The sequence below is a fragment of the Burkholderia theae genome, assembly GCF_048565265.1.
Lineage (GTDB): Bacteria > Pseudomonadota > Gammaproteobacteria > Burkholderiales > Burkholderiaceae > Burkholderia > Burkholderia theae.
In genome coordinates this window covers 2,563,425-2,587,482 of record NZ_CP183462.1, presented here as the reverse complement: position 1 = coordinate 2,587,482, position 24,058 = coordinate 2,563,425, and the positions used below count along the sequence as shown (strand labels likewise).

Below are 24,058 nucleotides of genomic sequence, written 5' to 3'. Positions count from 1 at the left end.
CTGTACCGAGCCGATGCCGGACGGCCAATCAATCGATTCGCATTTGCTTATCGCGATGGCTCACAAGGGGCGTGTGCAATGGGGCGAATGGTTGCCGGCGACCGCGATGTCAGTGGTGCGCTTTGCCGTTCTCGCCTCTTGTTCGGTGGTGCTTCCATGCACCTCGAACCTGGTCGGGACGTTGCGGTTCAGTTGCCGAGCCTGGCGAACTGCTCGCGGAGCAACGATTCCTGTTGTGCAAATAGTGCCGGCTTCTTTTGTTTCAGTGCTTCGAGATTGTGTAGTTTCCACCGAATGGCAGGCAATTCGCGCAGATGTGGGTATGGCATCAAGGACCAGTCAGGTTTGCCGCAGACCAACGACAGCAAAAACTGACGGTGATTCGCAGTGAGTGCGGCCGGCAGTTCCCGGTGCAGCCGATCCTGCGTTGCCTCGAGTGCATCAAGACCGACGGTTTCGAGCGTCATCCCGACAAAGTCGACTTCGTACACTTCCGTCATCGAATGTTTCGGACCGAACAGGACTTCGTGAATAGGCCGGTTGTGCCCGGCAAGGTAGCCGACGAACGCATCCACGATATCCGCGCGCAAGCCGAGCAACGCGTACATGTGCATGACGTCGAACAGATCACGTGGATGCTGGCGGTCCAGCGCCGCGACGAGCTTGCTCCCGTACAGTTCAGCTTCGTGAAGCGTCGGCACCACGATGCGTGTGTTGAACGTTTCTTCTGCCGCGGCGACGAGCGGGCGTGCGACCGGTTCGATCAGCGTGCCCCGGAACACATGATTGACTTCCACCTTGACCGATATGTCGCCGGAGATCACGGTGAGCTTCACATCATCGCCCTTGGCTTTCCCGGATGAGGTGGCTTTCGAGAACACGGTCGCATGTCCGTCGGCCTCGATCTGTTTTCGCGCGCGCTCCAGCTCTCTGCTGATGGCTGCGATGGCGTCGTCCCGAGGCAGCGTCCGGTCGGTCAGCACGACATCGATATCGACCGACAGGCGCGGCATGTTGTGCAGGAACAGATTCAATGCCGTTCCGCCTTTCATGGCAAACAAGGGCGTATCGAAGACGATCGGCGCGATGCCGAGCATCAGTCGGACTGTGTCGATGTAGATCTCGTTCATCGTGGTTTGAGGGTGAGCCGGCCATTCCTCGTCCTGTTTGACCATCGCTTCCCGGCGCCAAGACGGTCTACGTGCTTCTGAAGGTTCTTTGCCCATGGAAAATCGGCCTCGAGTCCGAGGTCGCGCACGAGCCTGACAACTTTCACACGTTTGCAGTGGCTCAGAAACTCGTCCAGAACGTCAGGTCGGAGATTGCGCATGCCGACCATCAGGTTGCTCGCTTCCTCCATCGACTGGCCCTTCCCGATGTCGCTCGCGAGTTCCAGGATGGCTCGCTCGGGAACGGAGACCAATACTTCCGGGGCGCCGCCGGGAAGGGGCTTCAATCCCTGCTCGTAGGGAAAATCATCGCTGAACAGGGTGGTGGTCTGGTACGAGTAGCTCATGTGTTCCGCCACCCAGGGAGGAATGCGGTACGGCCTCTCTCCCCACAAGACGACCTTTTCCCGGAATGCGATGTTGTGGCGCACGCCTTGCCAGGCGAGCGCTGTTTTGCCACCAACGTGAAGGCCGGGTATGCGTTTGCGCAGGTAGGCGATCGAGCCGTCTCTCGACGGCGTATCGCCCGTCAGAAGATAGGCCCCCTGCGAGAGACGTTGAAGCCAACCGGATTTGACCATGTGTGCTGCAAGCGCGGCGCTCACCCCCATGCCCCTGAGCATGTCGGAATCGATGGGGTGGCCGCCACGGTTTTCCTGCAAGAGCCGCTGGACTGTCTTGTTGCTCATCTTGAAGATTTGCTTGCGTTATCTGAGTGCAGTATATGCGCAAAATATTTTATTAATTGCGATTTTTTAACGCGATGGGCAGGCCGATGTTCCGGCAGCTACTTTGTGGCAGGAGCGTTGTTTTTCTGCTGATAGTGGGTTATTTGTTTTAACTTCTGCGAATAAATAACGAAAAAATAAAGGGTCGCATGAGCTGGTGCGCCCGCATCCTGCGACGGGTCTGTCAGCGGGGGCGACGGGGCGCGGACCGTGCAAAAACGGGAATCGAATTCGCTTTTCGTTCGTTGGCGCGCGCCGGTCGCGTCGATATAGTCCCGCATTCCCCGCAGACGGTTCGCATGTCTGAACAAATAAAACGGAACATCCCGATGAAGAAACTCCTGTTCGCGCTGCCGCTCGCCGCGGCCGCTACCGCCCACGCGCAAAGCAGCGTCACGCTGTACGGCATCGTCGAGGATGGCGTCGACTACGTGTCGAACGTGCAAGGCAAGCATCTCGTGCAGCTCGCATCGGGCGTGACGGCCGGCAGCCGCTGGGGCGTGCGCGGCACCGAGGATCTCGGCGGGGGGCTGAGCGCGATCTTCCGGCTCGAAAGCGGCTTCGACATCAACTCCGGCCGCCTCGGCAGCGGGCTCGCGTTCTCGCGCAATGCCTACGTCGGCCTGAACGACACGAAGCTCGGCACGCTCACGCTCGGCCGCCAGTGGGATTCGATCGTCGACTACGTCGAGCCGTTCACGCTGAACGGCAACATCGGCGGCTACTACTTCGCGCACCCGAACGACATGGACAACACCGACAACGGCTTCCCGATCTCGAACGCGGTCAAGTACCGCAGCCCGACGATCGCGGGCTTCACGTTCGGCGGCCTCTATGCGTTCGGCGGACAGCCGGGGCGCTTCTCCGACAACGCGACGTTCAGCGTCGGCGCGAACTATGCGGCGGGGCCGATCGGCGTCGGTATCGGTTATCTGCGCATCAACAACCCGGGCGTGTCGACGCAGGGCTACCAGAACTATCCGGGCTTCACGAACGCGATCTACGGCAACTACCTCGATGCGGCGCGTGCGCAGAAGGTGTTCGGCGTCGGCGCGTCGTACCAGGTCGTGCAGTGGCTGAAGCTGCTGGCCGACTTCACGAACACGAACTTCCAGCAGGGCAGCGCGGGGCACGACGCGACGTTCCAGAACTACGAGCTGTCGACGCTCATCACGCCGACACCCGCTGTGACGGTCGGCGCGGGCTACACGTACACGACGGGCCGCGACCACGCGACGAACGCGGAGCCGAAGTATCACCAGTTCAATCTGAGCGTCGAATACGCGCTGTCCAAGCGCACGAGCGTCTATGTGATGGGCGCGTTCCAGAAGGCGGCGGGCGATGCGCCGGTCGCGCAGATCGCGGGTTTCAACCCGTCGAGCAACCAGAAGCAGGCGGTCGGGCGCGCCGGCATTCGCCACCTGTTCTGAGCCCGGACCGTAGAATGCGCGCATGAGCTCATGGATCGCCGGACTGCCGATGTACAACGTGACGCCGCGCCACGCCGCGCTGTGGCATGCGCTGCTGCGCGACGTGTTCGACGCGTTCGCGAACGCGGGCGGGCCGGCCGGCGTCGAACTGCTCGACGAACCGTTCGGCGACCTGCACGCGCTGTGGCGGCGCGACGATCTGCTGCTGTCGCAGACGTGCGGTTTTCCGTACCGGATGCTCGGCCTGCGCGATACCGTGCGATTGATCGCGACACCGGTTTTCAACGCGGACGGCTGCCACGGCGCGCGCTACAGCAGCGTGCTGGTCGTGTCGGCGCGCGTGCATGCGGGCGGTGCGACGACGCTTGCCGCCTGTCGCGGGCTGCGGGCCGCATTCAACGGCGAGGATTCGCACAGCGGAATGAACGCGTTACGGCATGCGGTCGCGCCGCATGCGCACGACGGTCGTTTCTTCGGATCGGTCACGCCGTTCGGCTCGCACCTGAACGTGCTGCGTGCGCTGGCTTCCGGCGATGCCGATTGCGCGGCGATCGACTGCGTGACGTTCGCGTATGTGAAGGACGCGTTGCCCGAGCTGCTGCACGATATCCGGATCATCGGAAAGACGGCATCCGCGCCGGGCTTGCCGTTGATCGCGTCGCGTACGCTGGAGGAACCGCAGGTGGCCGCGTTGAGGGACGCGCTCGATCGCGCGGTGTCGGTGGATACGGAGCGTGCGCGCGTGCTGCGGCTGAAGGGGTTCGAGCGGCTCGCGCCCGATGCCTATGACGCGATCGAACGATTCGCGCGGGATGCGGCCGCGCACGGGTATCCGGCGCTGGCCTGATACGCGGGCGGCGTGCCGGTGGCCCGGTGTCGCGCCGCCCGGGTCGTCTTACTCTTCGTCCATCAACCGGACCTTGACCCGCTTGCCCTTGATCTTCCCCGCATTGAGCTTGCGCAGCGCGTCGTGCGCGACGCCGCGCTCGATCGCGACATAGGTCGAGAACTCGGTCACGTTGATCTTGCCGATCTGCTTGCCGTCGAACCCTGCATCGCCGGTCAGCGCGCCGAGCACGTCGCCCGGGCGGATCTTGTCCTTGCGTCCGCCGAGGATCTGCAGCGTTTCCATCGGCGGCAGCAGCGTGTCGTCGCCGGCCGGCTTCAGCTCGGCGAGCGGATGCCATTCGACGTCGCGCTTCTGCGCATGCTCGATCGCGCCGACGCGGCCCATCTCGTCCATGCTCGCGAGGCTCAGCGCCCAGCCGTCCTGATCGGCGCGGCCCGTGCGGCCGATGCGGTGCACGTGCACTTCGGGGTCCGGCGTCACGTCGACGTTGATCACCGCTTCGAGTTGCGCGATGTCGAGCCCGCGCGCGGCGACGTCGGTCGCCACCAGCACCGAGCAGCTGCGGTTCGCGAACTGGATCAGCACCTGGTCGCGTTCGCGCTGGTCGAGCTCGCCGTGCAGCGCGAGCGCGTGGAATCCCTGCGCGTGCAGCACGTCGAGCAGGTCGCGGCATTGCTGCTTGGTGTTGCAGAACGCGATCGTGCTGACCGGCCGGTAGTGGTTCAGCAACTGGCCGACCGCATGCAGCCGCTCGTTCTCGGTCACTTCATAGAAGCGCTGGCGGATCTTGCTGTTGTCGTGACGTTCTTCGAGCTTCACTTCCTTCGGGTTGCGCAGGAACTGCTGGCTCAGCTTCACGATGCCGTCCGGATAGGTCGCGGAAAACAGCAGCGTCTGGCGCGTCGTCGGGCACATCCGCGCGACCTTCGCGATGTCGTCGAAGAAGCCCATGTCGAGCATCCGGTCGGCTTCGTCGAGCACCAGCGTATTCAGCGCGTCGAGCTTCAGGTTGCCGCGATCGAGGTGATCCATGATGCGGCCCGGCGTGCCGACGACGATGTGCGCGCCGTGCTCGAGGCTCTGCGCCTGCGGGCGCATCGGCGTGCCGCCGCACAGCGTCAGTACCTTCACGTTCTCCTCGGCGCGCGCGAGGCGGCGCACTTCCTGCGCGACCTGGTCGGCGAGTTCGCGCGTCGGGCACAGGATCATCGCCTGCACGTCGAAGCTGCGCGCGTCGAGGCGCGACAGCAGCGCGAGCGAGAATGCTGCGGTCTTGCCGCTGCCCGTCTTCGCCTGCGCGATCAGGTCCTGGCCGGCCAGCGCGATCGGCAGGCTCGCGGCCTGGATCGGCGTCATGTCGACATAACCGAGCTGCGCGAGGTTGGCGAGCGTCGCGGGCGTCAGCGGCAGTGCGCTGAAGGGCGTGGCGGTCGGTTGAGTCATTCGAGGTCTCCGAGGTAAGGCTTGCCTTCCATCTGTTCGTAGACGACGGTGCCGTCGTCGCCCTCGAAGCGTTCGAGATAGTTGCGCGCGCCGCACAGCGGGCAGCGGAACAGCAGCCCCTGGCCCTCGTCCTTGATGACGACGTCGGACGTTTCCCACTGCGTGCCGCAGCTTTGGTTTCTGCAGGTAAACACGGTCTTTCTCCAGCTGAATTCGGTTGGTGGCGCGCCCGGGCGGGCGCGGCAACGGTGTGCGGCGCTCGCGCGGCTCGGGCGCGGGCCGCACCGTGCGTCGGTGCGGATGGTGGATCGGGCGGCGACACGGGGTCGCGCGTGCCGCAATTCTAGCGGAAGCGGGCGACCGGCCCGTCCGCATCATGAAAAACGGCCGCCCCGGAGGGCGGCCGTGTCGTGCGGCGCGGTTGCTGCGATGCTTACAGCGCCATGTCGGCCGATGCCTTCGCCGGGTGGGCCGGCGCGGTGCCGGTCGCCTGCGACGGCACGCTGACGTCGATCTTCGGCGGCGGCGAGAGCTGCAGCACGTCGCTGGTATAGGTCCATTCCTCGACGACCTTCGCCGGGCTGTCGTTCAGCTTCGTGCCGTAGCTCGGCACGATCTGGCGGATCTTCTGCTGCCACTCGGGCGTCGCGACCTTGTCCTTGAACACCTTCTTCATCAGGTTCAGCATGATCGGCGCGGCCGTCGATGCGCCCGGCGACGCGCCGAGCAGGCCCGCGATGCTGCCGTCCTGCGAGCTGACGATCTCGGTGCCGAGCTTCAGCACGCCGCCCTTCACCGGGTCGCGCTTGATGATCTGCACGCGCTGGCCGGCTTGCCACAGGCGCCAGTCTTCCTTCTTCGCGTTCGGGAAGTATTCCTTCAGCGCGTTGAAGCGGTCGTCGTCGGACAGCATCAGCTGGCCGGCGAGGTACTGGACCAGCGGGAATTCATCGACGCCCACGCGCATCATCGGTGCGACGTTGTGCGTGTTGGTGCTCTTGAGCAGGTCGAAATACGAGCCGTTCTTCAGGAACTTGGTCGAGAACGTCGCGAACGGTCCGAACAGGATGATCTTCTTGCCGTCGATGATCCGCGTGTCGAGGTGCGGCACCGACATCGGCGGCGAGCCGACCGACGCCTTGCCGTATGCCTTCGCGAGGTGCTGCTTCACGACGTCGGGGTTGTCGGTCACGAGGAACGAGCCGCCGACCGGGAACGCGCCGTAGTCCTTCGCCTCGGGGATGCCCGATGCTTGCAGCAGGTGCAGCGCGCCGCCGCCGGCGCCGATGAACACGAACTTCGCGTCGACCGATTGCGGCGGTTCATCCGAATGCAGCTTGACCCACGACACGTGCCACGTGCCGTCGGCGTTGCGCGTGATCTCGCGCACTTCGCTCGACAGCGACAGCGTGAAGTTCGGCTGCGTCTTCAGGTAGCCGACGAACTGGCGCGTGATCTCGCCGAAGTTCACGTCGGTGCCGATCGGCGTCCAGGTGGCGGCGACCTTCTGCTTGCGGTCGCGGCCTTCCATCATCAGCGGCACCCACTGCTTGATCTGGTCGTAGTCTTCGGAATACTGCATGCCGCGGAACAGCGGGCTCGCCTGCAGCGCTTCGTAGCGCTTCTTCAGGAAGCGGACGTTGTCGTCGCCCCACACGAAGCTCATGTGCGGCGTCGAGTTGATGAACGAATGCGGGTTCTTCAGCACGCCCTGCTTGACCTGCCACGCCCAGAACTGGCGCGAGATCTGGAACGACTCGTTGATCTCGATGGCCTTCGAGATGTCGATCTTGCCGTCCGCCTTCTCCGGCGTGTAGTTGAGTTCGGCGAGCGCCGAGTGGCCGGTGCCCGCGTTGTTCCAGCCATTCGAGCTTTCCAGCGCGACGCCGTCGAGGCGCTCGACCATCGTCATCGACCAGTCAGGCTGAAGCTCGTGCAGCCAGACGCCGAGCGTCGAGCTCATGATGCCGCCGCCCACCAGCAGGACGTCGACCTTCTTCGTATCGGCGGCATGCGCGGACGACGCGGCGACGCACAGCGCGAGCGCCGACAGTATTACCCGTAACGTTTTGATCACAGCAGATCCCTTTTTCAACTTGGATGCATCGGTTTGCCATGCCGCCCGACGAGCGTTGCGATCGCGGCCGATACGCGGATCCGGAGATCCGGATCGCGAATCCGGAATTCCGGATCGACGCTGCTCGCCGTTGCATTTGCGCACGCGAAACCGTTGCGAAGGAGACCTTCGGATCGGCTCGCAACCGGCGCGCAATGGCCGGCGTCACGGGGCGCGTTTTGCGCCGAGGCCCTCGCGGCAAGCCTGAGCGGTTGGGGTTTCAGGCTGCGTCGAAAGGGGCCGCACGCGACGTTGTCGGCGGGGGCGGGGTGGCAAGGGGCGCGTAATATAACCGAACTCGGTTAACGTGTCGCACGCGAAAAATGTCCTTGTTTTTGTGGGGTTTTTCTCGTGTCCGGGTTTCCGGAATCGGGGTGCGCCGCGCCGGAAAACCGGCGGGAATTCGACGATGCGGCGCACGCGATGGGCGCGCCGCGTGCCGAGGGGAAAGGTCGGAATGTCGTATCGCGCGATGCGCCGATGCGATGCGCGAGTGATCGCGCAACGCGTCGCGCCAGCATGTCATTGCGTCGCGGCGTCGCGCCGCGATCCGCTTACTTCGCCGCTGCGTTCCGGCAGAACTGCTCGTACGCCTGCGCCGAATTCGCGAAGCCCTTTTGCTTGGCGAGTTCCCACGGGCGTTCGCATTGCCGCGTCTGTTCGCACCATGCGTAGCCGGCCGAGCCGATGCAGCCGTGCGCATCGCGGTCGCCGCCGACCATCGGCGGTGCGGCCGGCGCCGACGAATCGGCCGGCGCGGACGATTGCGCCGCACAGGCGCTCAACGCGAACGCGCAAGCCAGCGCGGCGACAAGCGAGGCGGAGGAAGTGATTCGCGTCATCAGGTAGTGCTCCATGGGATAAGGATTGGGAACGGAATGACGGGCTGGCTCGTTCATCCTGCCGCTCACGCGTCAGGCACCGGCACTCGCGACGAGAACTTCACCTCGCGCAACGCGAGGCTCGACTGGATCGACGACACACCGGCCTGCTTTCTCAGCACGCGCTCGACAAAATCCGCATACGCATCGAGATCGGCCGCGACGACCTGCAGGATGTAGTCGGCCGCGCCGGTGATCTTGTGGCACGACAGCACCTCGTCGTGACGCCGCATCACATCCTCGAAGTGATCCGAATCCTGGCCCGAGTGCATGTTGAACGTCACCTGCACGAACGCGAACACGTTCATCCCGAGCGCGCGCCGGTCGAGGTTCGCCTGGTAGCCGGTGATCACGTGTTCGTCCTCGAGCCGCTTGCGGCGGCGCCAGCACGGCGTGACGCTCAACGACAGCTTTTCGCCGAGCGTCGCGTTCGACAGTGCGCCGTCTTCCTGCAGCAGGCGGAGCATCGCGCGGTCGACGCCGTCCAGTTCAACCGAAGCGCGATTTTTGCTCATATCCGTGATTTCGTAGACAGTTTTCTCAAAATTGTACGAAACGAAGAAGCGAAAAGCAAAATTATTGCCGGTCGGCGTCAATAGACTGTTGCCACCCCCTCACTGCCATCACAGCAACGGTCAACCATGCTCACGGTCTACAGCAGCGATCACCACCTGCATCGCGGCGTCGAACTGAAGGACGGCGCGATCACCGAGTCGTTCGAAAACCCCCTTCGCGCCGAAACGGTGCTCGCGCAGGTCCGCGCGGCCGGCCTCGGCGACGTGATCGCGCCGCGCGCGTTCGACCGCGCGAGCTATGCCGGCGCGCACAGCGCGCGCTACGTCGATTTCCTCGCCGGCGCCTGGGACGAATGGACCGCGACCGGCCGCACCTGCCAGGCGCTGCCGCTCGTATGGCCGGTGCGCGCGATGCCGGCGGCCGCGACGCTGCCCGGCTTCATCGACGGCAAGCTCGGTTTCTTCGCGATGGACGCCGGCGCGCCGATCAACGCGGGCACCTGGGACGCGGTGAGCGCGAGTGCGAACTCGGCGCTGACCGGCGCTGACCTGCTGTCGAACGGCGGCGCGCGCGCGGCCTTCGCGCTGTGCCGCCCGCCCGGCCACCATGCGGGCCGCGAGACCATGGGCGGTTACTGCTACCTGAACAACGCGGCGATCGCGGCGCAGCACGGCATCGCGAGCGGTGCCGCGCGCGTCGCGGTGCTCGACGTCGATTTCCATCACGGCAACGGTACGCAGGACATCTTCTACGAACGCGCGGACGTGCTGTTTGCGTCGATCCACGGCGAGCCACCAGTGTCGTATCCGTACTTCTCCGGTTATGCGGACGAGCGCGGCACGGGCGCGGGCGAAGGCTTCAACCTGAACCTGCCGCTGCCGAAGGGCACGCAGTGGGACACCTACGCAACCGCGCTCGGCCATGCGGCGGCCGCGATCGTTGCGCATGCACCCGACCTGCTCGTCGTGTCGCTCGGCGTCGACACGTTCGAGCACGACCCGATCAGCCATTTCCGGCTGCGCTCGCCCGACTACCTGCGCATCGGCGAGGCGCTCGCGCGCCTGAACCTGCCGACGCTGTTCGTGATGGAAGGCGGCTACATGGTCGAGGAGATCGGCATCAACGCGGTGAACGTGCTGCTGGGATTCGAAGGGCGCGCATAAGCGCGTGGCATTGCCTTCAACGAACGACGTATCCGAACCCGAACGAAGAGCGACAACGAAGGAGACAAGCATGAATCGACATCACAAGACGGCACTCGCCGCCCCGGCCGCGCTGACCTGCGCACTGTCCGCGTTCCCCGCGCACGCGGACGACGTCGTGCGCATCGGTCACGTCGCGCCGCTGACCGGCGCGATCGCGCACCTCGGCAAGGACAGCGAGAACGGCGCGCGGCTCGCGGTCGAGGAAATCAACGCGAAGGGGCTCGTGATCGGCGGCAAGAAGGTCACGCTGCAGCTCGACGCGCAGGACGACGCGGGCGATCCGCGCACCGCGACGCAGGTTGCGCAGCGGCTCGTCGACGACAAGGTCGTCGGTGTGGTCGGCCATCACAACTCGGGCACGTCGATCCCGGCGTCGCGCGTCTATCGCGACGGCGGTGTCGTGCAGATCTCGCAGGCCGCGACCAACCCGACGTACACGCAGCAGGGTTTCAAGACGACCTATCGCGTCGTCGCGACCGACGCGCAGCAGGGGCCGGCGCTCGCGATGTATGCGGCGAAGAACATGGGCATCAAAACCGTTGCCGTGGTCGACGATTCGACCGCGTACGGGCAGGGCCTCGCGACCGAGTTCGAGAAGGCGGCGAAATCGGCCGGGATGAAGGTCGTGTCGCGCGACGCGACCAACGACAAGGCGATCGACTTCCGCGCGATCCTCACGAAGATCAAGGGCGAGAACCCGGACGCGATCATGTACGGCGGGATGGATGCGACGGGCGGCCCGCTCGCGAAGCAGGCGCGGCAGCTCGGCATGCGCGCGAAGATCCTCGCCGGCGACGGCGTGTGCTCGACCGACCTGCCGAAGCTCGCGGGCCCGGCGTCGGACAACGTCGTGTGTTCCGAAGCCGGCATCGCGCTCGAGAAGATGCCGGGCGGCGCGGCGTTCGCGAAGCGCTACGAAGCGCGTTACCACCAGCCGATGCAGGTGTATGCGCCGTTCTCGTACGACGCCGTGTACATCATCGTCGACGCGATGAAGCGCGCGAACTCGACGGACCCGGCGAAGGTGCTGGCCGCGATGCCGGCCACCGACTATCGCGGCGTGATCGGCGAAACCAGCTTCACGCCGCAGGGCGACCTGAAGCACGGTGCGATCTCGGTGTTCACGTACAAGAGCGGCAAGAAGGCGCTGCTGGATATCGTGAAGATGTGATGCTGGAGCGGGCCGGGCAGCAGGCGTTTGCCCGCCCGCGCATGCTTTCGCTCCGTCGCGGGACCGGGCTGGCGGCCCGGTCGATGCATACGGCTGTTACAGCGCCCGCGTGCGTGCGCCGTCCGCGCTGCGCGCCGCGTCGTGCACGATATGCAGCTCGCGCGTGCGGATCGGCAGTGCGCAGTTCGCATCGGCGAGCGTCTTGCGCACCTGGCGCGCGAGGCGCCAGCGCATCGCCCAGAACTTGTCGGTATGCGTCCAGACGCGCATGTTCGCAACCAGCGTGCTGTCGTCGAAGCGCATCACCATCACGTCCGGCGCCGGATCCTGCAGCACGTCGGGATCGGCGATGGCCAGCGCACGCAGCGCACCGAGCGCGCGATCGATATCGTCGTGCACGGACACTTCCACTTCGAGATCGAGACGGCGCGTCGGATTGCGCGTGTAGTTGCGGATCGAACTGCCCCACAGCGCGCTGTTCGGCACGTATTCGCAGATGCCGTCCGGCTTCGTCAGCCGCGTCATGAACAGGCCGACTTCGTCGACGGTGCCCGCGACGCCGGTGCCGCCGTCGATATAGTCGCCGACCTTGAACGGCCGCAGCAGCAGGAGCATGATGCCGGCCGCGATGTTCTGCATCGTGCCCTGCAGCGCCAGCCCGATCGCGAGGCCGGCCGCGCCGAGCACCGCGACGATGCTCGCGGTCTGGATGCCGAGTTGCGACAGCGCACCGACGATCGCGACGATGCGGATGCCCCATACGGCGACGTCGCAGAGAATCGGCCGCAGCGTGTCGTCGACACGCTCCTTGTTCGAGAGCAGCCGGTTCAGCCAGTTGCCGATGCGTTTCGACAGCCACCACCCCGCGACGAGCAGTGCAAGGCCGGCGCACAGCCTGATGGAAAGGGTGGACAGCGCGTTCCACAGGAACGTCCAGCGTTCCGGATGAAGTTGATCGAGAAACATGCGGGATTCCGGTTGGGTGGCACGTTGCGCGACACGCGGTGGTCCCGCCGCATTCGGGCAGGCACGGGTCCGCGCGCAGGCAGCGTTCGACTGCAAACGTGATGCGATGGTTCGCGCGAATACATGCATGGGGTCGGAGCGCCATGCTGTCGAACGGCGCGATCCGGATTTCGTTCGAGTACTAAGCGCGGGCTCAGAAAAATGAGATTGGTCCTATTTAGCCGTTTCAGGCACGCAGATACACTCGCTTTCAAGTTGCCGGATCGCGACGCTCGTTCCTCCGCGATACCCGGTCCGTTCCCGATTTTTCATTGATAGATAGCGAGTGACGACGTCATGCGGTTAGACCTGCGTTTCCGTCTCGCACGCGAACAAGGTCAAACCGCCCGACGCGGCGTCACGTGCTTGCCGATTCGCCGCGCGCTGCTGTGCGCTGCCATCGCGACGGCCGGCGTGGCCGGCGCACACGGTGCGGCAGCGCAAGCTGCACACGATGCTGTGCCCTTCGCCTACGCGGCGGCGGAAACGACCGACCTTGTCGACGTGCCTTTTTTCAGTCCCGAGCGGACGACGTGGGGCGGCTTGCGTGCATCGGCGGCCGCGTCGCTCGATGTCATGTACGCATCGCATGCGTCGACCCCACCGACGGGCACCGATCGCAATGACCCCGTTGCACGCTTCGGCGCATGCGTGGCCTATCGCGTGCTGTGCGATGCGGCGCGCGACGCGGTCGAACGCGGCTATGCGTCGCGGTTCGATTACGGTCTTTCTTCGCCGTTGCCTGAGATGGGCACGCAAACGGCATTCGAGCCGCGTGCGGTCGATCTGGCTTCCGCCGAACCGTTCATGCTCGCGGCGCCGGATCGCGGCACACGCGCCGCGGCAATTACCGGCACCCTGCAGGCGTCGCTGGCGCGCGCCGAACTGCCGGCCGGTGTCGCGGCGCAGATCACCCGCATGCTGGCCGGGCGTATCGATCCGAAGCAGCGCGGCACGATCGGCGACACCTTCCGCGTCGCATACGAACCGGACGACAGCGCAACGCTGCCGCACGGCGTGCGTGTGACGGCGATCGATATCCGCTTTCGCGGCCAACACGTCGCGGGTGTGTGGTTCGCACCCGATGCAGGTGCGCCGGGCGCGTACTACGACCTCGACGGCATGCCGCTTGCCGGTACGCGATTTGCAATGCCGGTCGCCGCGACGCGGATCAGCTCGCAGTTCGGTGTGCGCGTGCATCCGGTGACCGGCGCGCGTCACGTGCATTCCGGCGTCGATCTGGCTGCGCCGGCGGGCCGTGCGGTCCATGCGTCGGAGCGCGGCACCGTGACGTTCATCGGCACCGAGCCGAGCGGCTACGGCAAGTATGTGGTGATTCGTCATGACGGCGGTTATGCGTCGTACTACGCGCACCTGTCGGCGTTCGAACCGACGCTGCGGACCGGCGCGCGTGTCGAGCGCGGCCAGCGTGTCGGTGCCGTCGGCAGTACGGGGACCGCGACCGGCCCGCATCTGCACTTCGAGGTCCGGCGCCATGCGCGTGTCGTCGATCCGGTCGAACTCGTGCAGGCCGCCAAAGCGGCGACGCTGAAAGGCGAGCGTCGGATCGCGTTCAACCGTGTGGCCTTCGACGCGCGCACGCGCCTGGCGTCGGCTGCGTGGTCGACGCCGGTCGCGATGTCGGCTGCCCCATCGCGCGCCGGCTGACCAGATGCCGGCCACCACGGCCGGCATCGTTGCAGGCGCGCATCAACGCGCGCGCCGGCCGGTTCGGTGGCCGGATATCGTGCGCAGCAACATGACAGAATGACCGGCAGCCCATGCACGATTAATTGATCGTCGAATGACGTCAAATTTTCCGGCTTGCCCGATTCGCATTCTTCAACGCTTTTGAGTCTTTCTTAAAAACCGGCAAATTCAACCGGTTTCCGCCCCGCATTCCCGCCACGCCTGTCACCCATGATTTGCCGCAACGCAACAGCGCGGCCATTCCCGTTATTTCCGAATGCGAAATTAATCCGGCGCTGATTTCCAAGATCACGCGACCGTATCTTGCGATTATTTCAAGACAGGTGATATAACCCGGTTCACGCACCGATTTGCAGCAATAACGTCACCAATAAAGGCGAGCCGAAAAATGAAAAGAAAGGCGCGGAACCTGGGTTTGGGTGGGATGGCGATCCTGACCGGCGCGATGCCGGTGGGTGCTTATGCGGCATGTTCGGCCACCGCGCCGACCAGCGGCACGACGGTCACGTGTTCCGGCGCCAATGCGCCGTCGGTCGTGGCCGCGGCCGGCAGTACCAACGTGACGATCAACCTCGATTCGACCGTGACGGGCAGCTATGTGCTGTCGTCCACGCCGACGCCGTTTTCCGTCGACACGTCGAGTGCGATTACCAACAACGGCAACCTGTCGATGTCCGGCAACGGCACGGGCGTCGCGAACCGCGGCGCGGTGCTGCTCGGCGTGAACAACGGCAATACGCTCACCAATGCCGCAACCGGCGTGATTTCAACGACGGGCCAGTACAACGACGGGATGGCCGCGAACGGCAACAACAACACGCTCGTCAACAACGGCGCGATCACGACCACCGGCAACAACTCGTACGGGATGACGGCCGCGTGGGGGCAGAGCAATCCCGGTGCGGCGGGCAACCAGATCGTCAATACCGGCACCGTGACGACCTCCGGCAACAACGCGCGCGCGGCGTCGCTGCTCGGCGGCAACGGCACGATCACCAACAGCGGCACGCTGACGTCGAACGGCCGCGATGCGCCGGCCGTCTACATGCAGGGCAACAACGACACGCTCGTCAACAGCGGCACGATCCAGACCACGGGCACCGCGACGAGCGGCGGCAGCGTCGATGCGGTCGTGTCGAACACGCTCGGCAGCTCGTTTACCGCGACGATCACGAACCAGGCCGGCGGCAGGATCATCAGCAACAACGGCATCGGCGTGCGCTCGACCAACGGCGCGACGACGATCACCAACGCGGGGCTGATCCAGGGCGGCGGCGGCACCGCGATCCAGGGCGGCAACGGCAACGTGACGCTGATCCTGCAGACGGGCTCGCAGATCGTCGGCACGGCCAACGGCGGCGCCGGCACCAACACCGTGACGCTGCAGGGCACGGGCACCGCGTCGAACGCGTTCACGAACTTCCAGAGCCTGACGATGGCCGGCACGAACTGGACGTGGGCCGGCACCGGCACGTTCTCGACCGCGCTGGTGCAGAGCGGCACGCTGAATCTGACCGGCACGCTGGGCACGACGACGGCGTCCGTCGTCGCGACCGTCAACGCGGGTGCGACGCTGCAGGCGAATGCGTCGAACCTGCCGCTGTCCGTCACCGACAACGGCCTCGTGCGCTTCCAGCAGGACAGTGCCGGCACGTACACGGGCACGATCGGCGGCGCGGGCGCGGTGGAGAAAACCGGCGCAGGCACGCTGACGGTCGCGCCTTCTGCCGCCGGCGGCAACACGTATTCGGGCGGCACGACGATCACGCAGGGCACGCTGTCGGTCGCGGCCGACAATGCGCTCGGCGCATCGTCAGGAAGCCTGACCTTCAACGGCGGTACGCTGCAGCTCGGCAGCGCATTCAATCTCGCGTCGGGCCGCGCGGTGTCGAGCACGTCGAACAACGGCACGATCGATACGCAGGGCTTCAACTCGACGCTGACACAGGGCATCACGGGCGCCGGTTCGCTGACGAAGCTCGGCGGCGGCACGCTGACGTTGAACGGCGCGAGCAGTTATGCGGGCGGTACGAACGTCAATGCGGGCACCGTGATCGTCGGCGACGGCACGAGCGCGTCGGCGGCGCTGGGCGGCGGTGGGCCGGTGACGGTGGCGTCGGGCGCGACGCTGGGCGGCTACGGCAGCGTCACGGGCAACGTGACCAACAACGGCACGCTCTCGGTCGCGAACGCGCTCGCGAGTCTCGCGAGCGGCGCGACCGGCAATTTCCAGATCAACGGCAACCTGACGAATGCGGGGCTCGTGCAGCTCGGCGGCAGCGGCGTGGGCAACACGCTGACGGTGGCCGGCAACTACGCCGGCCAGAACGCGACGATCGCATTGAACACGACGCTCGCCGGCGACGGCGCGCCGTCGGACAAGCTGATCGTCAGCGGCGGCACGGCGAGCGGCTCGAGTACGCTGAAGGTGACGAACGTCGGCGGCGCGGGCGCGCAAACGACCGGCGACGGCATCCAGGTCGTGCAGGCGACCAACGGCGCGACGTCGGGCGCGGGCGCGTTCACGCTGTCGGGCGGCACGGTGAGCGCCGGCGCGTATTCGTACTTCCTCGCGAAAGGCGGCGCGGCGACCGGCACCGGCGACAGCTGGTACCTGCGCAACACGGTGCCGCCGAAGCCGGAGCCGCCGGTCGTCGAGCCGGGGCAACCGACACCGCCACCCGTGACGCCGGTCACGCCGGCCGAAGGCACGCCCGAATCGATCGTCGAAGCCGTTACCGATGCCGGCACCGGCGGCAACCCGGAACCAATCTACCGCCCCGAAGTGCCGCTGTACGCCGAAGCGCCGGCCGTCGCGCGCCAGCTCGGGCTGCTGCAGATCGACACGTTCCACGACCGGCAGGGCGAACAGGGGCTGCTGAGCGAGAACGGCCCGATGCCCGCGTCGTGGGCGCGCGTGTGGGGCGGCAACAGCAACATCAAGCAGAAGGGCGACGTGACACCGTCGTTCGACGGCACCGTGTGGGGGATGCAGGTCGGGCAGGATCTTTATGCCGACAACAGCCCGAGCGGCCATCGCAACCACTACGGCTTCTTCCTCGGCTTCTCGCGCGCGGTCGGCGACGTGAACGGCTTCGCGCTCGCACAGCCCGATCTGGGCGTCGGCACGTTGCAGGTCAATTCGTACAACCTCGGCGGCTACTGGACGCATATCGGCCCGGGCGGCTGGTACACGGACGCCGTGCTGATGGGCAGCGCGCTGACCGTGCGCACGCATTCGAACGACAACGTGAACGGCTCGACGAACGGCAACGCGTTCACGGGTTCGGTCGAGGCGGGGTTGCCGATCGCGCTCGGTTACGGGCTGACGCTCGAACCGCAGGCGCAGCTCGTGTGGCAATGGTTGTCGCTCGACCGTTTCAACGACGGCGTGTCGAGCATCGCATGGAACAACGGCAATACCTTCCTCGGCCGGATCGGTGCGCGGCTGCAATACGCGTTCGATGCGAACGGCGTGAGCTGGAAGCCGTACCTGCGCGTGAACGTGCTGCGCTCGTTCGGTACCGACGACAAGACGACGTTTGGCGGCGCGACGACGATCGGCACGCAGGTCGGGCAGACGGCCGGGCAGATCGGCGCGGGGCTCGTTGCGCAGCTGACGAAACGCGGCAGCGTGTATGCAACGGTCAGCTACCTGACGAACCTCGGCGGCGAGCATCAGCGCACGATTACCGGGAATGCGGGCGTGCGCTGGGCGTGGTGATTTCGACGAGGGCGATGCATTGATCGATCGGCCGTGGCGAGCGACGTCGCGGCCGATCGGCGCAGGTCATGCGCTCACTTGCTCACACGGATTGTTCGACAGGCAACCAGATTTCAAGCACGCCGGTACCCGTCACCGGATCGTAGTCCTCGCTGTAGCGTTCGAACTCGGGCGCGTCCACCGCCTTGAATCCCGACGTCGGCAGCCAGCCGTTCCAGATGCTGTAGAAGGTCTGGTGAAGCGTCGAGATGTGCCCGCTGTGTTCGAAGACCGCATAACGTTGCGGTTCGAGCTCGACGCAGCGAAATGGCGCGGGCAACCGGTCGCGATGCTTGACCTCCACGCCGGCGATGTATTCGAAGCTGCCATCCGCATCCGGGTTGCAGCACACGCCATAAGTTTCGCCGCCTACCTGCCCGGGGATGTGGCCGATGTACGGGATAAAGGCTTGCCAGAGCGCCGGAATCCCTTCGTTGGTTTCGAAGGTATAGCGGCTGCTCATGCCCGCGATCAGCTGCTTTTCGGTGACTTCGAAGCGTGATGGTGTCACGGCGATGATTTTCAGCGCTTTCATGCGAAACGGCTCCACAAGAGACAACCCGTCGAGAGTGCGCCGTGCCCGCACCGCTTCCGGCGTGATGCCGAAGAGATCGCGGAAGGCGCGCGTAAACGCCTCATGGGAGCCATATCCGGCATCGAGTGCCACGGGAAGGATGTCCGGCGCATCTTGCGCCAAGGTTCGCGCCGCACGCGTCAGCCGTCTCGACCGGACATAGCGCATCACCGGCCAGCCGGTATTCATCGAGAACAGGCGTGAAAAGCCGAAGCGCGTCATGTCGCAATCGGCGGAAATCCTGTCGAGTGTCAGTTCCCTGTCCAGTTCGGTTTCGATGAACCAGAGTGCTTTTCCAACCGGATCCATAGCGTCCCAATGAGAGTGTCGGGCGGACTATAGGATATCGGCGGGCGGCGCATTTGATCGTTCTTGCGGTGCGTGACGTGGCGCAACGGGGGCGCTGAAGCAAATCGCCACGCCGGGCGGCGTGGCGAGGGTCGGCGGGATTGCGCTGCTTAGCCCAGCGGCCAGTTCAGGATCGCGATGCCGTCGTTGTAGTCGCCGTCCGCGCCATCTTCAGAACCGACCAGCCCGAAGTAGGTCTTCTTGAAGATGTCGACCTGACGCGAGCCGATCTTCGACGGCTTGCCGTTCGCCGTCACGACCACGCGTACCTTCCCCTTGCCGGAGTTCACGATCTGCGTGTTCAGGTTCGCGTCCTGCGTACCGGCACCGTGGAAGGTCGCGGCCGGCTTCGGGTTGTCGTCGACGAAGACCTCGATCGTTTGCTGCGCGGCGGAGTTGACCAGCGCCGTCACGCCGAATGCGATGTTCGGCGGCAGGTTGAAGAGGCCGTCGCGTTCGCCGCCGCCGCTCGTCGCGGGGTCGGGCTGCGCGGGTTGCGGCTGCGCCGTCGCCTTGGCGAAGTACGTGACCACCGCGCCGATGCCGAACTTCGCGGCGGCGCCGGGCAGCACGCCGGGCGCGCCGGCCCAGGTCACCGTGCAGGCGTCGACCTTCCCCGTCGAGTCGGTCTTGACCTTGTTCATCCAGCTGCTGATGTCGAAGCTGTACGGCACCGTCGAGAGATGCACGAACACGTCGTATTGCGGCAGTTTTTCCACGAGTTGCGCGGTCATGAACTGGCGCATCCGGTCGAGCACGGCCTGGTCGCCGCCGGCCTGCACGACGAGCGCGTCGTTGCCGGCGAGTTGCAGAAGCGCGTACAGATCGTCATGGGTAAAGGGTTGTGTCATGTCGTCCTCGTCGTAATGGAATGTCTCGCGTGACGCGGCCGGCGAATCGGTTTCGCCGTGCTACGCGCGGAGCAAAACGTGGGCAGTCGTGACTGCCCGAACGAATCGCAATGGGTGGTCGACCGCGTCGCCATTGCGGTATCGATAACGGCGCGCGATGCATGCCGCGCCGTGACGCTGTGCTGGCGTCTGCCGTGGCTCAGCCCAGCGGCCAGTTCAGGAACACGATGCCGTCGTTGTAGTCGTCGTCCGTGCCGTCTTCCGATCCGACGATCCCGAAGTACGACTTCTTGAAGATGTCGACCTGACGCGAGCCGAGCCGCGACGGCTTGCCGTTCACCGTCACGATCACGCGTACGCGTCCCTTGCCGGAGTCGAGCACCTTCGTGCCGAGGTTCTCGTCGTGCGAGCCGGCACCCTTGAACGTGGCGGCCGGTTTCGGGTTGTCGTCGATGTAGATGTCGATCGTCTGCTCGTTCGCCGCGTTCGCGAGCGCGGTGACGCCGAACTTGATGTTGGCCGGGAGGTTGAACGTGCCGTCGCGTTCGCCGCCGCCACCGCCGATGTTGCCGGCGCCGCCGGTTCCGGTGCTGCCGCCGCTGCCGGTTTCGGCGCCCTGATTACCGCCGCCCTGCGACGACGATTGCGCGGCCGTGTCACCGATCGCGGAAAGGCTCGCGAACGAATCGATGTGCATCGTGCTGCCGCGCACGCTTTTCCACTGGCCTTTCACGAACGTGTGGCCGTCGGCGACGTCGATCGCGACGACGAGCGTGAACGGGATGCGGCTGGGATTCTCCGGCACCTTGGAGAAGTAGGAGAACGCGCCGTCCGCGACGATCCCCTTGTTGGTCGTAATGACGAAGTAGATGCCGGGGAAATTGTTGCCGGTGGCGTACGGCGTCGGCACGTTGAGCGTGACGAGCAGCTTGCCGTCGCGAATGTTCTCTTTCGCGAGGTCGAGATACAGGCCCGGGATGTCGACGTAAGTCTCGGACGTGAGGACGGGCGCACTGGTGATCGAAGCCGAAAGGATGGGCATCGTGGTCTCCTGAAGGCGAAACGGGTTTCGATTGGGATGCTTCGCGATGTGATGCGGAACCGCCGGGTTGCGTTGCACGCGCGGCCCGGCGGTCGTCAGTCAATCGATGACGCGGTGACTTAGCCGATCGGCCACTGAAGCACGACGATGCCGTCGTTGTAGTCGCTGTCGTGACCGTCTTCCGACACGACGATCCCGAAATTGACCGTGTACGGCGAGCCGTCCGACTTCTTGCCGTTGATCGGCGCGAGGCGCGCGTCGGTGGCCGACGTCTTGCCGTTCACCGTGACTTCGAAACGGATCTTGCCGTTGCCGGAATTCAGCGTGGCTTCGCGGGTGCCGTCGCGCGTCGTTAGCTTGTAATACGCGGCGGGTTCCTTGCTGTCGCCGATGAACAGCTTGATGTGCTGTTGTTCGGCGGCATTCGCGAAGAAAATCGCGCGGAAGTCGGTATTCGGCGGAATCGAGAATTCACCGGCGCGATTGGATGACGTTTGAGAATCAGCCATGCTTCCTCCTGAAGAACAGTGGTAGGGCGTCTCGCCGCGTTGCGCAAACGATTTTTGTTTGAAACGCGGTTCGACAAGCATGTCGAAAAATAAATAAAAAAATATTCTATTGAGAATGGTTATTGTTCAGTAAATCGAAAATCGACATGAATCGATTTAATGAAATGTGATTAATGGTGAGTATTTCGATATATTTACGAAACTATATCGATTCATGTATCGATTTGATGAACGATGCGTGGTTGCGCAGAGGGATCGGGAGAGGCAGAGGCAATCGGGCTTCGGGGCGAGCGCTCGCTGTTCGCATATGGCAGCGTGTTGTTTCAACATCAGCATCTCTGTCATGGCCGCGCCCACCGGCCATCACCGAACGCCCACGCCGAAGACCGATCGCAAAGGGAGGGCGTGCGGCGACCGGCAAAGATTGTTGACCGACTCACTCCGAACATGAATAGGACTTCACCGGCGCCGCACCCGTGAAGCATATCGACGCGAAAGGCCGTCGCCTATCGGACGGGACTGATTCTGCAGGCACCACCGCCGTGCGATGGGCCCCCGTCCGACGAGCAACCCGTTGACAGCCCCGGCCACCCTGTGATTTGATTCCGCCCATGCAAGCCGCCCAGCCCCTCTTCTCGCTACGACTACTAGCCCGTTTCTCCGGGCTGGGTCTGCGGCTGCGCGCTTTCCATCTGCTTCTTTCCTGAAGCGCCAGATTTCCCCCGTATCACCGACCTGGCCCCGGTTGTCGACCGGCGCCTGAGTTCGTCTTTTTTCCGCATCGCTCCGCTCCGTCCCGGTCGCTCAACCGTCAAGGCTGTCGTTCGCCGTACCGCTTTGCCGTTGTGCCGCTTTTTGCCGTTTCAACGCTGCGCGCGCAGCCGGCCTCCATGGCCGATGGCCGCCGCGCCGCGGTTTCCCGACAAACCGACCGAGGACCGAACATCATGATGCTGAAGAACCCCGCGACGAAGTACCGACCGTTTACGCCCGTCAACCTGCCGAACCGCACATGGCCGTCGCGCACCATCACGCACGCGCCGATCTGGATGAGCACCGACCTGCGCGACGGCAACCAGGCGCTGTTCGAGCCAATGGACGCGACGCGCAAGATGCGGATGTTCAAGACGCTGGTCGCGATCGGTTTCAAGGAGATCGAGGTGGCATTCCCGTCGGCGTCCGAAACGGACTTCAACTTCGTGCGCGAACTGATCGAAGGCGGCCACATTCCCGACGACGTGACGATCGAGGTGCTGACGCAGGCGCGCGACGACCTGATCGAGCGCACCTTCGAATCGCTGCGCGGCGCGAAGCGCGCGATCGTGCACCTGTACAACGCGACCGCACCGGAATTCCGCAAGATCGTGTTCGGGCTCGACCGCGACGGCGTGAAGCAGCTCGCGGTGAACGCCGCGCGCACGATCAAGCGCTGCGCCGATGCCGCGACCGATACGCAGTTCACGCTGCAATACAGCCCCGAAACCTTCACGGCCACCGAGCTCGATTTCGCGAAGGAAGTCTGCGATGCCGTCTTCGACGTCTGGCAGCCGACGCCCGAGCGCAAGGCGATCGTGAACTTGCCGGCCACCGTCGAAGTCGGCACGCCGAACTTCTACGCGGACCAGATCGAATGGATGCACCGCAACCTCGCTCGCCGCGATGCGTTGATCCTGTCCGTGCATCCGCACAACGACCGCGGCACCGCGGTTGCGGCGGCCGAGCTGGCGGTGATGGCCGGCGCCGACCGCATCGAGGGCTGCCTGTTCGGCAACGGCGAGCGTACCGGCAACGTCGATCTCGTGACGCTTGCGCTGAACCTGTACACGCAGGGCGTCGATCCGGGCCTCGATTTCTCGCAGATCAACGAGGTCGCGCGCACGTCCGAGGAGTGCACGCAGTTGCCGATCCATCCGCGTCATCCGTATGTCGGCGACCTCGTGTTCACCGCGTTCTCCGGCTCGCACCAGGACGCGATCAAGAAGGGCTTCGCGGTACAGAAACCCGACGCCGTGTGGGAAATGCCGTACCTGCCGATCGATCCGAGCGATCTCGGCCGCACGTACGATTCGATCATTCGCGTGAACAGCCAGTCGGGCAAGGGCGGCATCGCGTACCTGCTCGAACAGGGTTATGGCGTCGCGCTGCCGCGTCGCCTGCAGGTCGACTTCAGCGCGGCCGTGCAGCGCCTGACCGACGACAGCGGGCACGAGGTGACGAGCGCGCAGATCTGGTCGCTGTTCCAGCAGGAATACGTCGAGGGCGACGCGCCGCTGCACTATGTCGGCCATGAGCTGTCGGAACGCGACGGCCGCGAGACGATCGTGCTGACCGCCGACGTGCACGGCGAGCGCCGTGTGCTGCGCGGCGAAGGCAACGGCCCGCTCGATGCGCTGATGCATGCGCTGCGCACGCCGCTGCGGATCCAGCACTACGAGGAACGCGCGTTGTCGCAGGGCGCCGATGCGAAGGCAATCGCGATCGCGGAACTGGCCGGTTCGGGCGTGCGCGGCAGCGCGTTCGGCGTGGGCATCGACGCGAACCTGACGACCGCGTCGATCCGCGCGGTGATCAGCGGCATCAACCGCGCGTATGTGCGCGCGGACGAAGCGGCGCAGGCGACGTTTTTTGCCGCGCAGCCGGCGGTGAAGGCCGTCGCGTAAGCGACGTGGTGGTGGTCGCGCCGGCGCGACGCGGGCCTGACAAACCTGACAGGCGATGTCTTACCGTAACGAGCGTATCGTGCAAGC

General features: G+C 65.1%; 20 protein-coding genes. 7 read left to right on the top strand and 13 right to left on the bottom strand.

From position 1 onward, the window contains the following. Window positions 1-188: 188 nt before the first annotated feature. Both ACN22W_RS29160 and ACN22W_RS29155 read right to left on the bottom strand, forming a co-directional pair. Window positions 189-1,130 (bottom strand): nucleotidyl transferase AbiEii/AbiGii toxin family protein, encoded by a 942-nt coding sequence (locus ACN22W_RS29160; RefSeq protein ID WP_419688120.1) that lies wholly within the window; start codon window positions 1,128-1,130, stop codon window positions 189-191. Next, window positions 1,127-1,858 carry a type IV toxin-antitoxin system AbiEi family antitoxin domain-containing protein gene (locus tag ACN22W_RS29155; protein ID WP_419688119.1) on the bottom strand — a complete coding sequence of 244 codons (732 nt, stop codon included), beginning with the start codon at window positions 1,856-1,858 and terminating at the stop codon, window positions 1,127-1,129. The genes ACN22W_RS29160 and ACN22W_RS29155 overlap by 4 nt, the downstream gene beginning before the upstream one ends. A 368-nt stretch (window positions 1,859-2,226) precedes the next feature. Between ACN22W_RS29155 and ACN22W_RS29150 the strand changes: the two genes are divergently transcribed. Both ACN22W_RS29150 and ACN22W_RS29145 read left to right on the top strand, forming a co-directional pair. Continuing rightward, entirely contained in the window at window positions 2,227-3,327 is a 1,101-nt protein-coding gene (locus ACN22W_RS29150) for a porin (RefSeq protein ID WP_419688118.1), read from the top strand. A gap of 22 nt (window positions 3,328-3,349) precedes the next feature. Beyond that, complete coding sequence (locus ACN22W_RS29145) at window positions 3,350-4,174, top strand: phosphate/phosphite/phosphonate ABC transporter substrate-binding protein (protein WP_419688117.1); 825 nt, start codon at window positions 3,350-3,352, stop codon at window positions 4,172-4,174. A gap of 48 nt (window positions 4,175-4,222) precedes the next feature. On the opposite strand, the gene dbpA is transcribed toward ACN22W_RS29145, so the two are convergent. From dbpA to ACN22W_RS29120, 5 genes are all read right to left on the bottom strand, one after another. After that, window positions 4,223-5,620 (bottom strand): ATP-dependent RNA helicase DbpA, encoded by a 1,398-nt coding sequence (dbpA, locus tag ACN22W_RS29140; protein ID WP_343491023.1) that lies wholly within the window; start codon window positions 5,618-5,620, stop codon window positions 4,223-4,225. Continuing rightward, complete coding sequence (locus ACN22W_RS29135) at window positions 5,617-5,814, bottom strand: hypothetical protein (protein ID WP_048243036.1); 198 nt, start codon at window positions 5,812-5,814, stop codon at window positions 5,617-5,619. The genes dbpA and ACN22W_RS29135 overlap by 4 nt, the downstream gene beginning before the upstream one ends. 239 nt (window positions 5,815-6,053) lie before the next feature. After that, a complete protein-coding gene (gene mqo / locus ACN22W_RS29130) occupies window positions 6,054-7,715 on the bottom strand; it encodes a malate dehydrogenase (quinone) (RefSeq protein ID WP_419688116.1) in 1,662 nt (553 codons plus the stop codon). 575 nt (window positions 7,716-8,290) lie between these two features. Beyond that, complete coding sequence (locus ACN22W_RS29125; RefSeq protein WP_419688115.1) at window positions 8,291-8,578, bottom strand: hypothetical protein; 288 nt, start codon at window positions 8,576-8,578, stop codon at window positions 8,291-8,293. Window positions 8,579-8,643: 65 nt separating this feature from the next. Next, window positions 8,644-9,132 (bottom strand): Lrp/AsnC family transcriptional regulator, encoded by a 489-nt coding sequence (locus ACN22W_RS29120; RefSeq protein ID WP_419688114.1) that lies wholly within the window; start codon window positions 9,130-9,132, stop codon window positions 8,644-8,646. A gap of 126 nt (window positions 9,133-9,258) precedes the next feature. Here ACN22W_RS29120 and ACN22W_RS29115 point away from each other — a divergent pair, with 126 nt between their 5' ends. After that, a complete protein-coding gene (locus ACN22W_RS29115; protein WP_419688113.1) occupies window positions 9,259-10,296 on the top strand; it encodes a histone deacetylase family protein in 1,038 nt (345 codons plus the stop codon). A gap of 70 nt (window positions 10,297-10,366) precedes the next feature. Beyond that, a complete protein-coding gene (locus ACN22W_RS29110; RefSeq protein WP_419688112.1) occupies window positions 10,367-11,509 on the top strand; it encodes a branched-chain amino acid ABC transporter substrate-binding protein in 1,143 nt (380 codons plus the stop codon). A 96-nt stretch (window positions 11,510-11,605) separates the two neighbouring features. On the opposite strand, the gene ACN22W_RS29105 is transcribed toward ACN22W_RS29110, so the two are convergent. Next, entirely contained in the window at window positions 11,606-12,475 is an 870-nt protein-coding gene (locus ACN22W_RS29105; protein ID WP_419688111.1) for a mechanosensitive ion channel family protein, read from the bottom strand. A gap of 336 nt (window positions 12,476-12,811) precedes the next feature. Here ACN22W_RS29105 and ACN22W_RS29100 point away from each other — a divergent pair, with 336 nt between their 5' ends. Continuing rightward, window positions 12,812-14,182 carry a M23 family metallopeptidase gene (locus tag ACN22W_RS29100; protein ID WP_419688110.1) on the top strand — a complete coding sequence of 457 codons (1,371 nt, stop codon included), beginning with the start codon at window positions 12,812-12,814 and terminating at the stop codon, window positions 14,180-14,182. A 142-nt stretch (window positions 14,183-14,324) separates the two neighbouring features. On the opposite strand, the gene ACN22W_RS29095 is transcribed toward ACN22W_RS29100, so the two are convergent. Next, window positions 14,325-14,516 carry a hypothetical protein gene (locus tag ACN22W_RS29095; protein ID WP_419688109.1) on the bottom strand — a complete coding sequence of 64 codons (192 nt, stop codon included), beginning with the start codon at window positions 14,514-14,516 and terminating at the stop codon, window positions 14,325-14,327. Between the two features lie 132 nt (window positions 14,517-14,648). On the opposite strand from ACN22W_RS29095, the gene ACN22W_RS29090 reads away from it, so the two are divergent. Further along, window positions 14,649-17,948: an autotransporter outer membrane beta-barrel domain-containing protein gene (locus tag ACN22W_RS29090; RefSeq protein ID WP_419689853.1), complete on the top strand. Its 3,300-nt coding sequence runs from the start codon at window positions 14,649-14,651 to the stop codon at window positions 17,946-17,948. An 82-nt stretch (window positions 17,949-18,030) separates the two neighbouring features. Here the strand turns inward: ACN22W_RS29090 and ACN22W_RS29085 are convergent, their stop codons facing one another. From ACN22W_RS29085 to ACN22W_RS29070, 4 genes are all read right to left on the bottom strand, one after another. Beyond that, a complete protein-coding gene (locus ACN22W_RS29085) occupies window positions 18,031-18,870 on the bottom strand; it encodes an AraC family transcriptional regulator (RefSeq protein WP_419688108.1) in 840 nt (279 codons plus the stop codon). Window positions 18,871-19,019: 149 nt separating this feature from the next. Next, on the bottom strand, window positions 19,020-19,760 hold the full coding sequence (locus ACN22W_RS29080) for a fucose-binding lectin II (protein WP_419688107.1): 741 nt from the start codon (window positions 19,758-19,760) through the stop codon (window positions 19,020-19,022). Window positions 19,761-19,959: 199 nt separating this feature from the next. Next, a complete protein-coding gene (locus tag ACN22W_RS29075) occupies window positions 19,960-20,802 on the bottom strand; it encodes a fucose-binding lectin II (RefSeq protein WP_419688106.1) in 843 nt (280 codons plus the stop codon). Between the two features lie 119 nt (window positions 20,803-20,921). Continuing rightward, window positions 20,922-21,311, bottom strand: coding sequence for a fucose-binding lectin II (locus ACN22W_RS29070; protein ID WP_419688105.1), 390 nt, complete (start codon window positions 21,309-21,311; stop codon window positions 20,922-20,924). 950 nt (window positions 21,312-22,261) lie between these two features. Between ACN22W_RS29070 and leuA the strand changes: the two genes are divergently transcribed. Further along, complete coding sequence (leuA, locus tag ACN22W_RS29065) at window positions 22,262-23,971, top strand: 2-isopropylmalate synthase (protein WP_048243104.1); 1,710 nt, start codon at window positions 22,262-22,264, stop codon at window positions 23,969-23,971. Window positions 23,972-24,058 lie beyond the last annotated feature (87 nt).

Excerpts from the sequence above, each read along its gene's own strand:
- ACN22W_RS29160 (WP_419688120.1), bottom strand. The coding sequence starts at position 1,130 with ATGAACGAGATCTACATCGACACAGTCCGACTGATGCTCGGCATCGCG.
- ACN22W_RS29155 (WP_419688119.1), bottom strand. The coding sequence starts at position 1,858 with ATGAGCAACAAGACAGTCCAGCGGCTCTTGCAGGAAAACCGTGGCGGC.
- ACN22W_RS29150 (WP_419688118.1), top strand. The coding sequence starts at position 2,227 with ATGAAGAAACTCCTGTTCGCGCTGCCGCTCGCCGCGGCCGCTACCGCC.
- ACN22W_RS29145 (WP_419688117.1), top strand. The coding sequence starts at position 3,350 with ATGAGCTCATGGATCGCCGGACTGCCGATGTACAACGTGACGCCGCGC.
- dbpA (WP_343491023.1), bottom strand. The coding sequence starts at position 5,620 with ATGACTCAACCGACCGCCACGCCCTTCAGCGCACTGCCGCTGACGCCC.
- ACN22W_RS29125 (WP_419688115.1), bottom strand. The coding sequence starts at position 8,578 with ATGACGCGAATCACTTCCTCCGCCTCGCTTGTCGCCGCGCTGGCTTGC.
- ACN22W_RS29120 (WP_419688114.1), bottom strand. The coding sequence starts at position 9,132 with ATGAGCAAAAATCGCGCTTCGGTTGAACTGGACGGCGTCGACCGCGCG.
- ACN22W_RS29115 (WP_419688113.1), top strand. The coding sequence starts at position 9,259 with ATGCTCACGGTCTACAGCAGCGATCACCACCTGCATCGCGGCGTCGAA.
- ACN22W_RS29110 (WP_419688112.1), top strand. The coding sequence starts at position 10,367 with ATGAATCGACATCACAAGACGGCACTCGCCGCCCCGGCCGCGCTGACC.
- ACN22W_RS29105 (WP_419688111.1), bottom strand. The coding sequence starts at position 12,475 with ATGTTTCTCGATCAACTTCATCCGGAACGCTGGACGTTCCTGTGGAAC.
- ACN22W_RS29100 (WP_419688110.1), top strand. The coding sequence starts at position 12,812 with ATGCGGTTAGACCTGCGTTTCCGTCTCGCACGCGAACAAGGTCAAACC.
- ACN22W_RS29090 (WP_419689853.1), top strand. The coding sequence starts at position 14,649 with ATGGCGATCCTGACCGGCGCGATGCCGGTGGGTGCTTATGCGGCATGT.
- ACN22W_RS29085 (WP_419688108.1), bottom strand. The coding sequence starts at position 18,870 with ATGGATCCGGTTGGAAAAGCACTCTGGTTCATCGAAACCGAACTGGAC.
- ACN22W_RS29080 (WP_419688107.1), bottom strand. The coding sequence starts at position 19,760 with ATGACACAACCCTTTACCCATGACGATCTGTACGCGCTTCTGCAACTC.
- ACN22W_RS29075 (WP_419688106.1), bottom strand. The coding sequence starts at position 20,802 with ATGCCCATCCTTTCGGCTTCGATCACCAGTGCGCCCGTCCTCACGTCC.
- ACN22W_RS29070 (WP_419688105.1), bottom strand. The coding sequence starts at position 21,311 with ATGGCTGATTCTCAAACGTCATCCAATCGCGCCGGTGAATTCTCGATT.
- leuA (WP_048243104.1), top strand. The coding sequence starts at position 22,262 with ATGCTGAAGAACCCCGCGACGAAGTACCGACCGTTTACGCCCGTCAAC.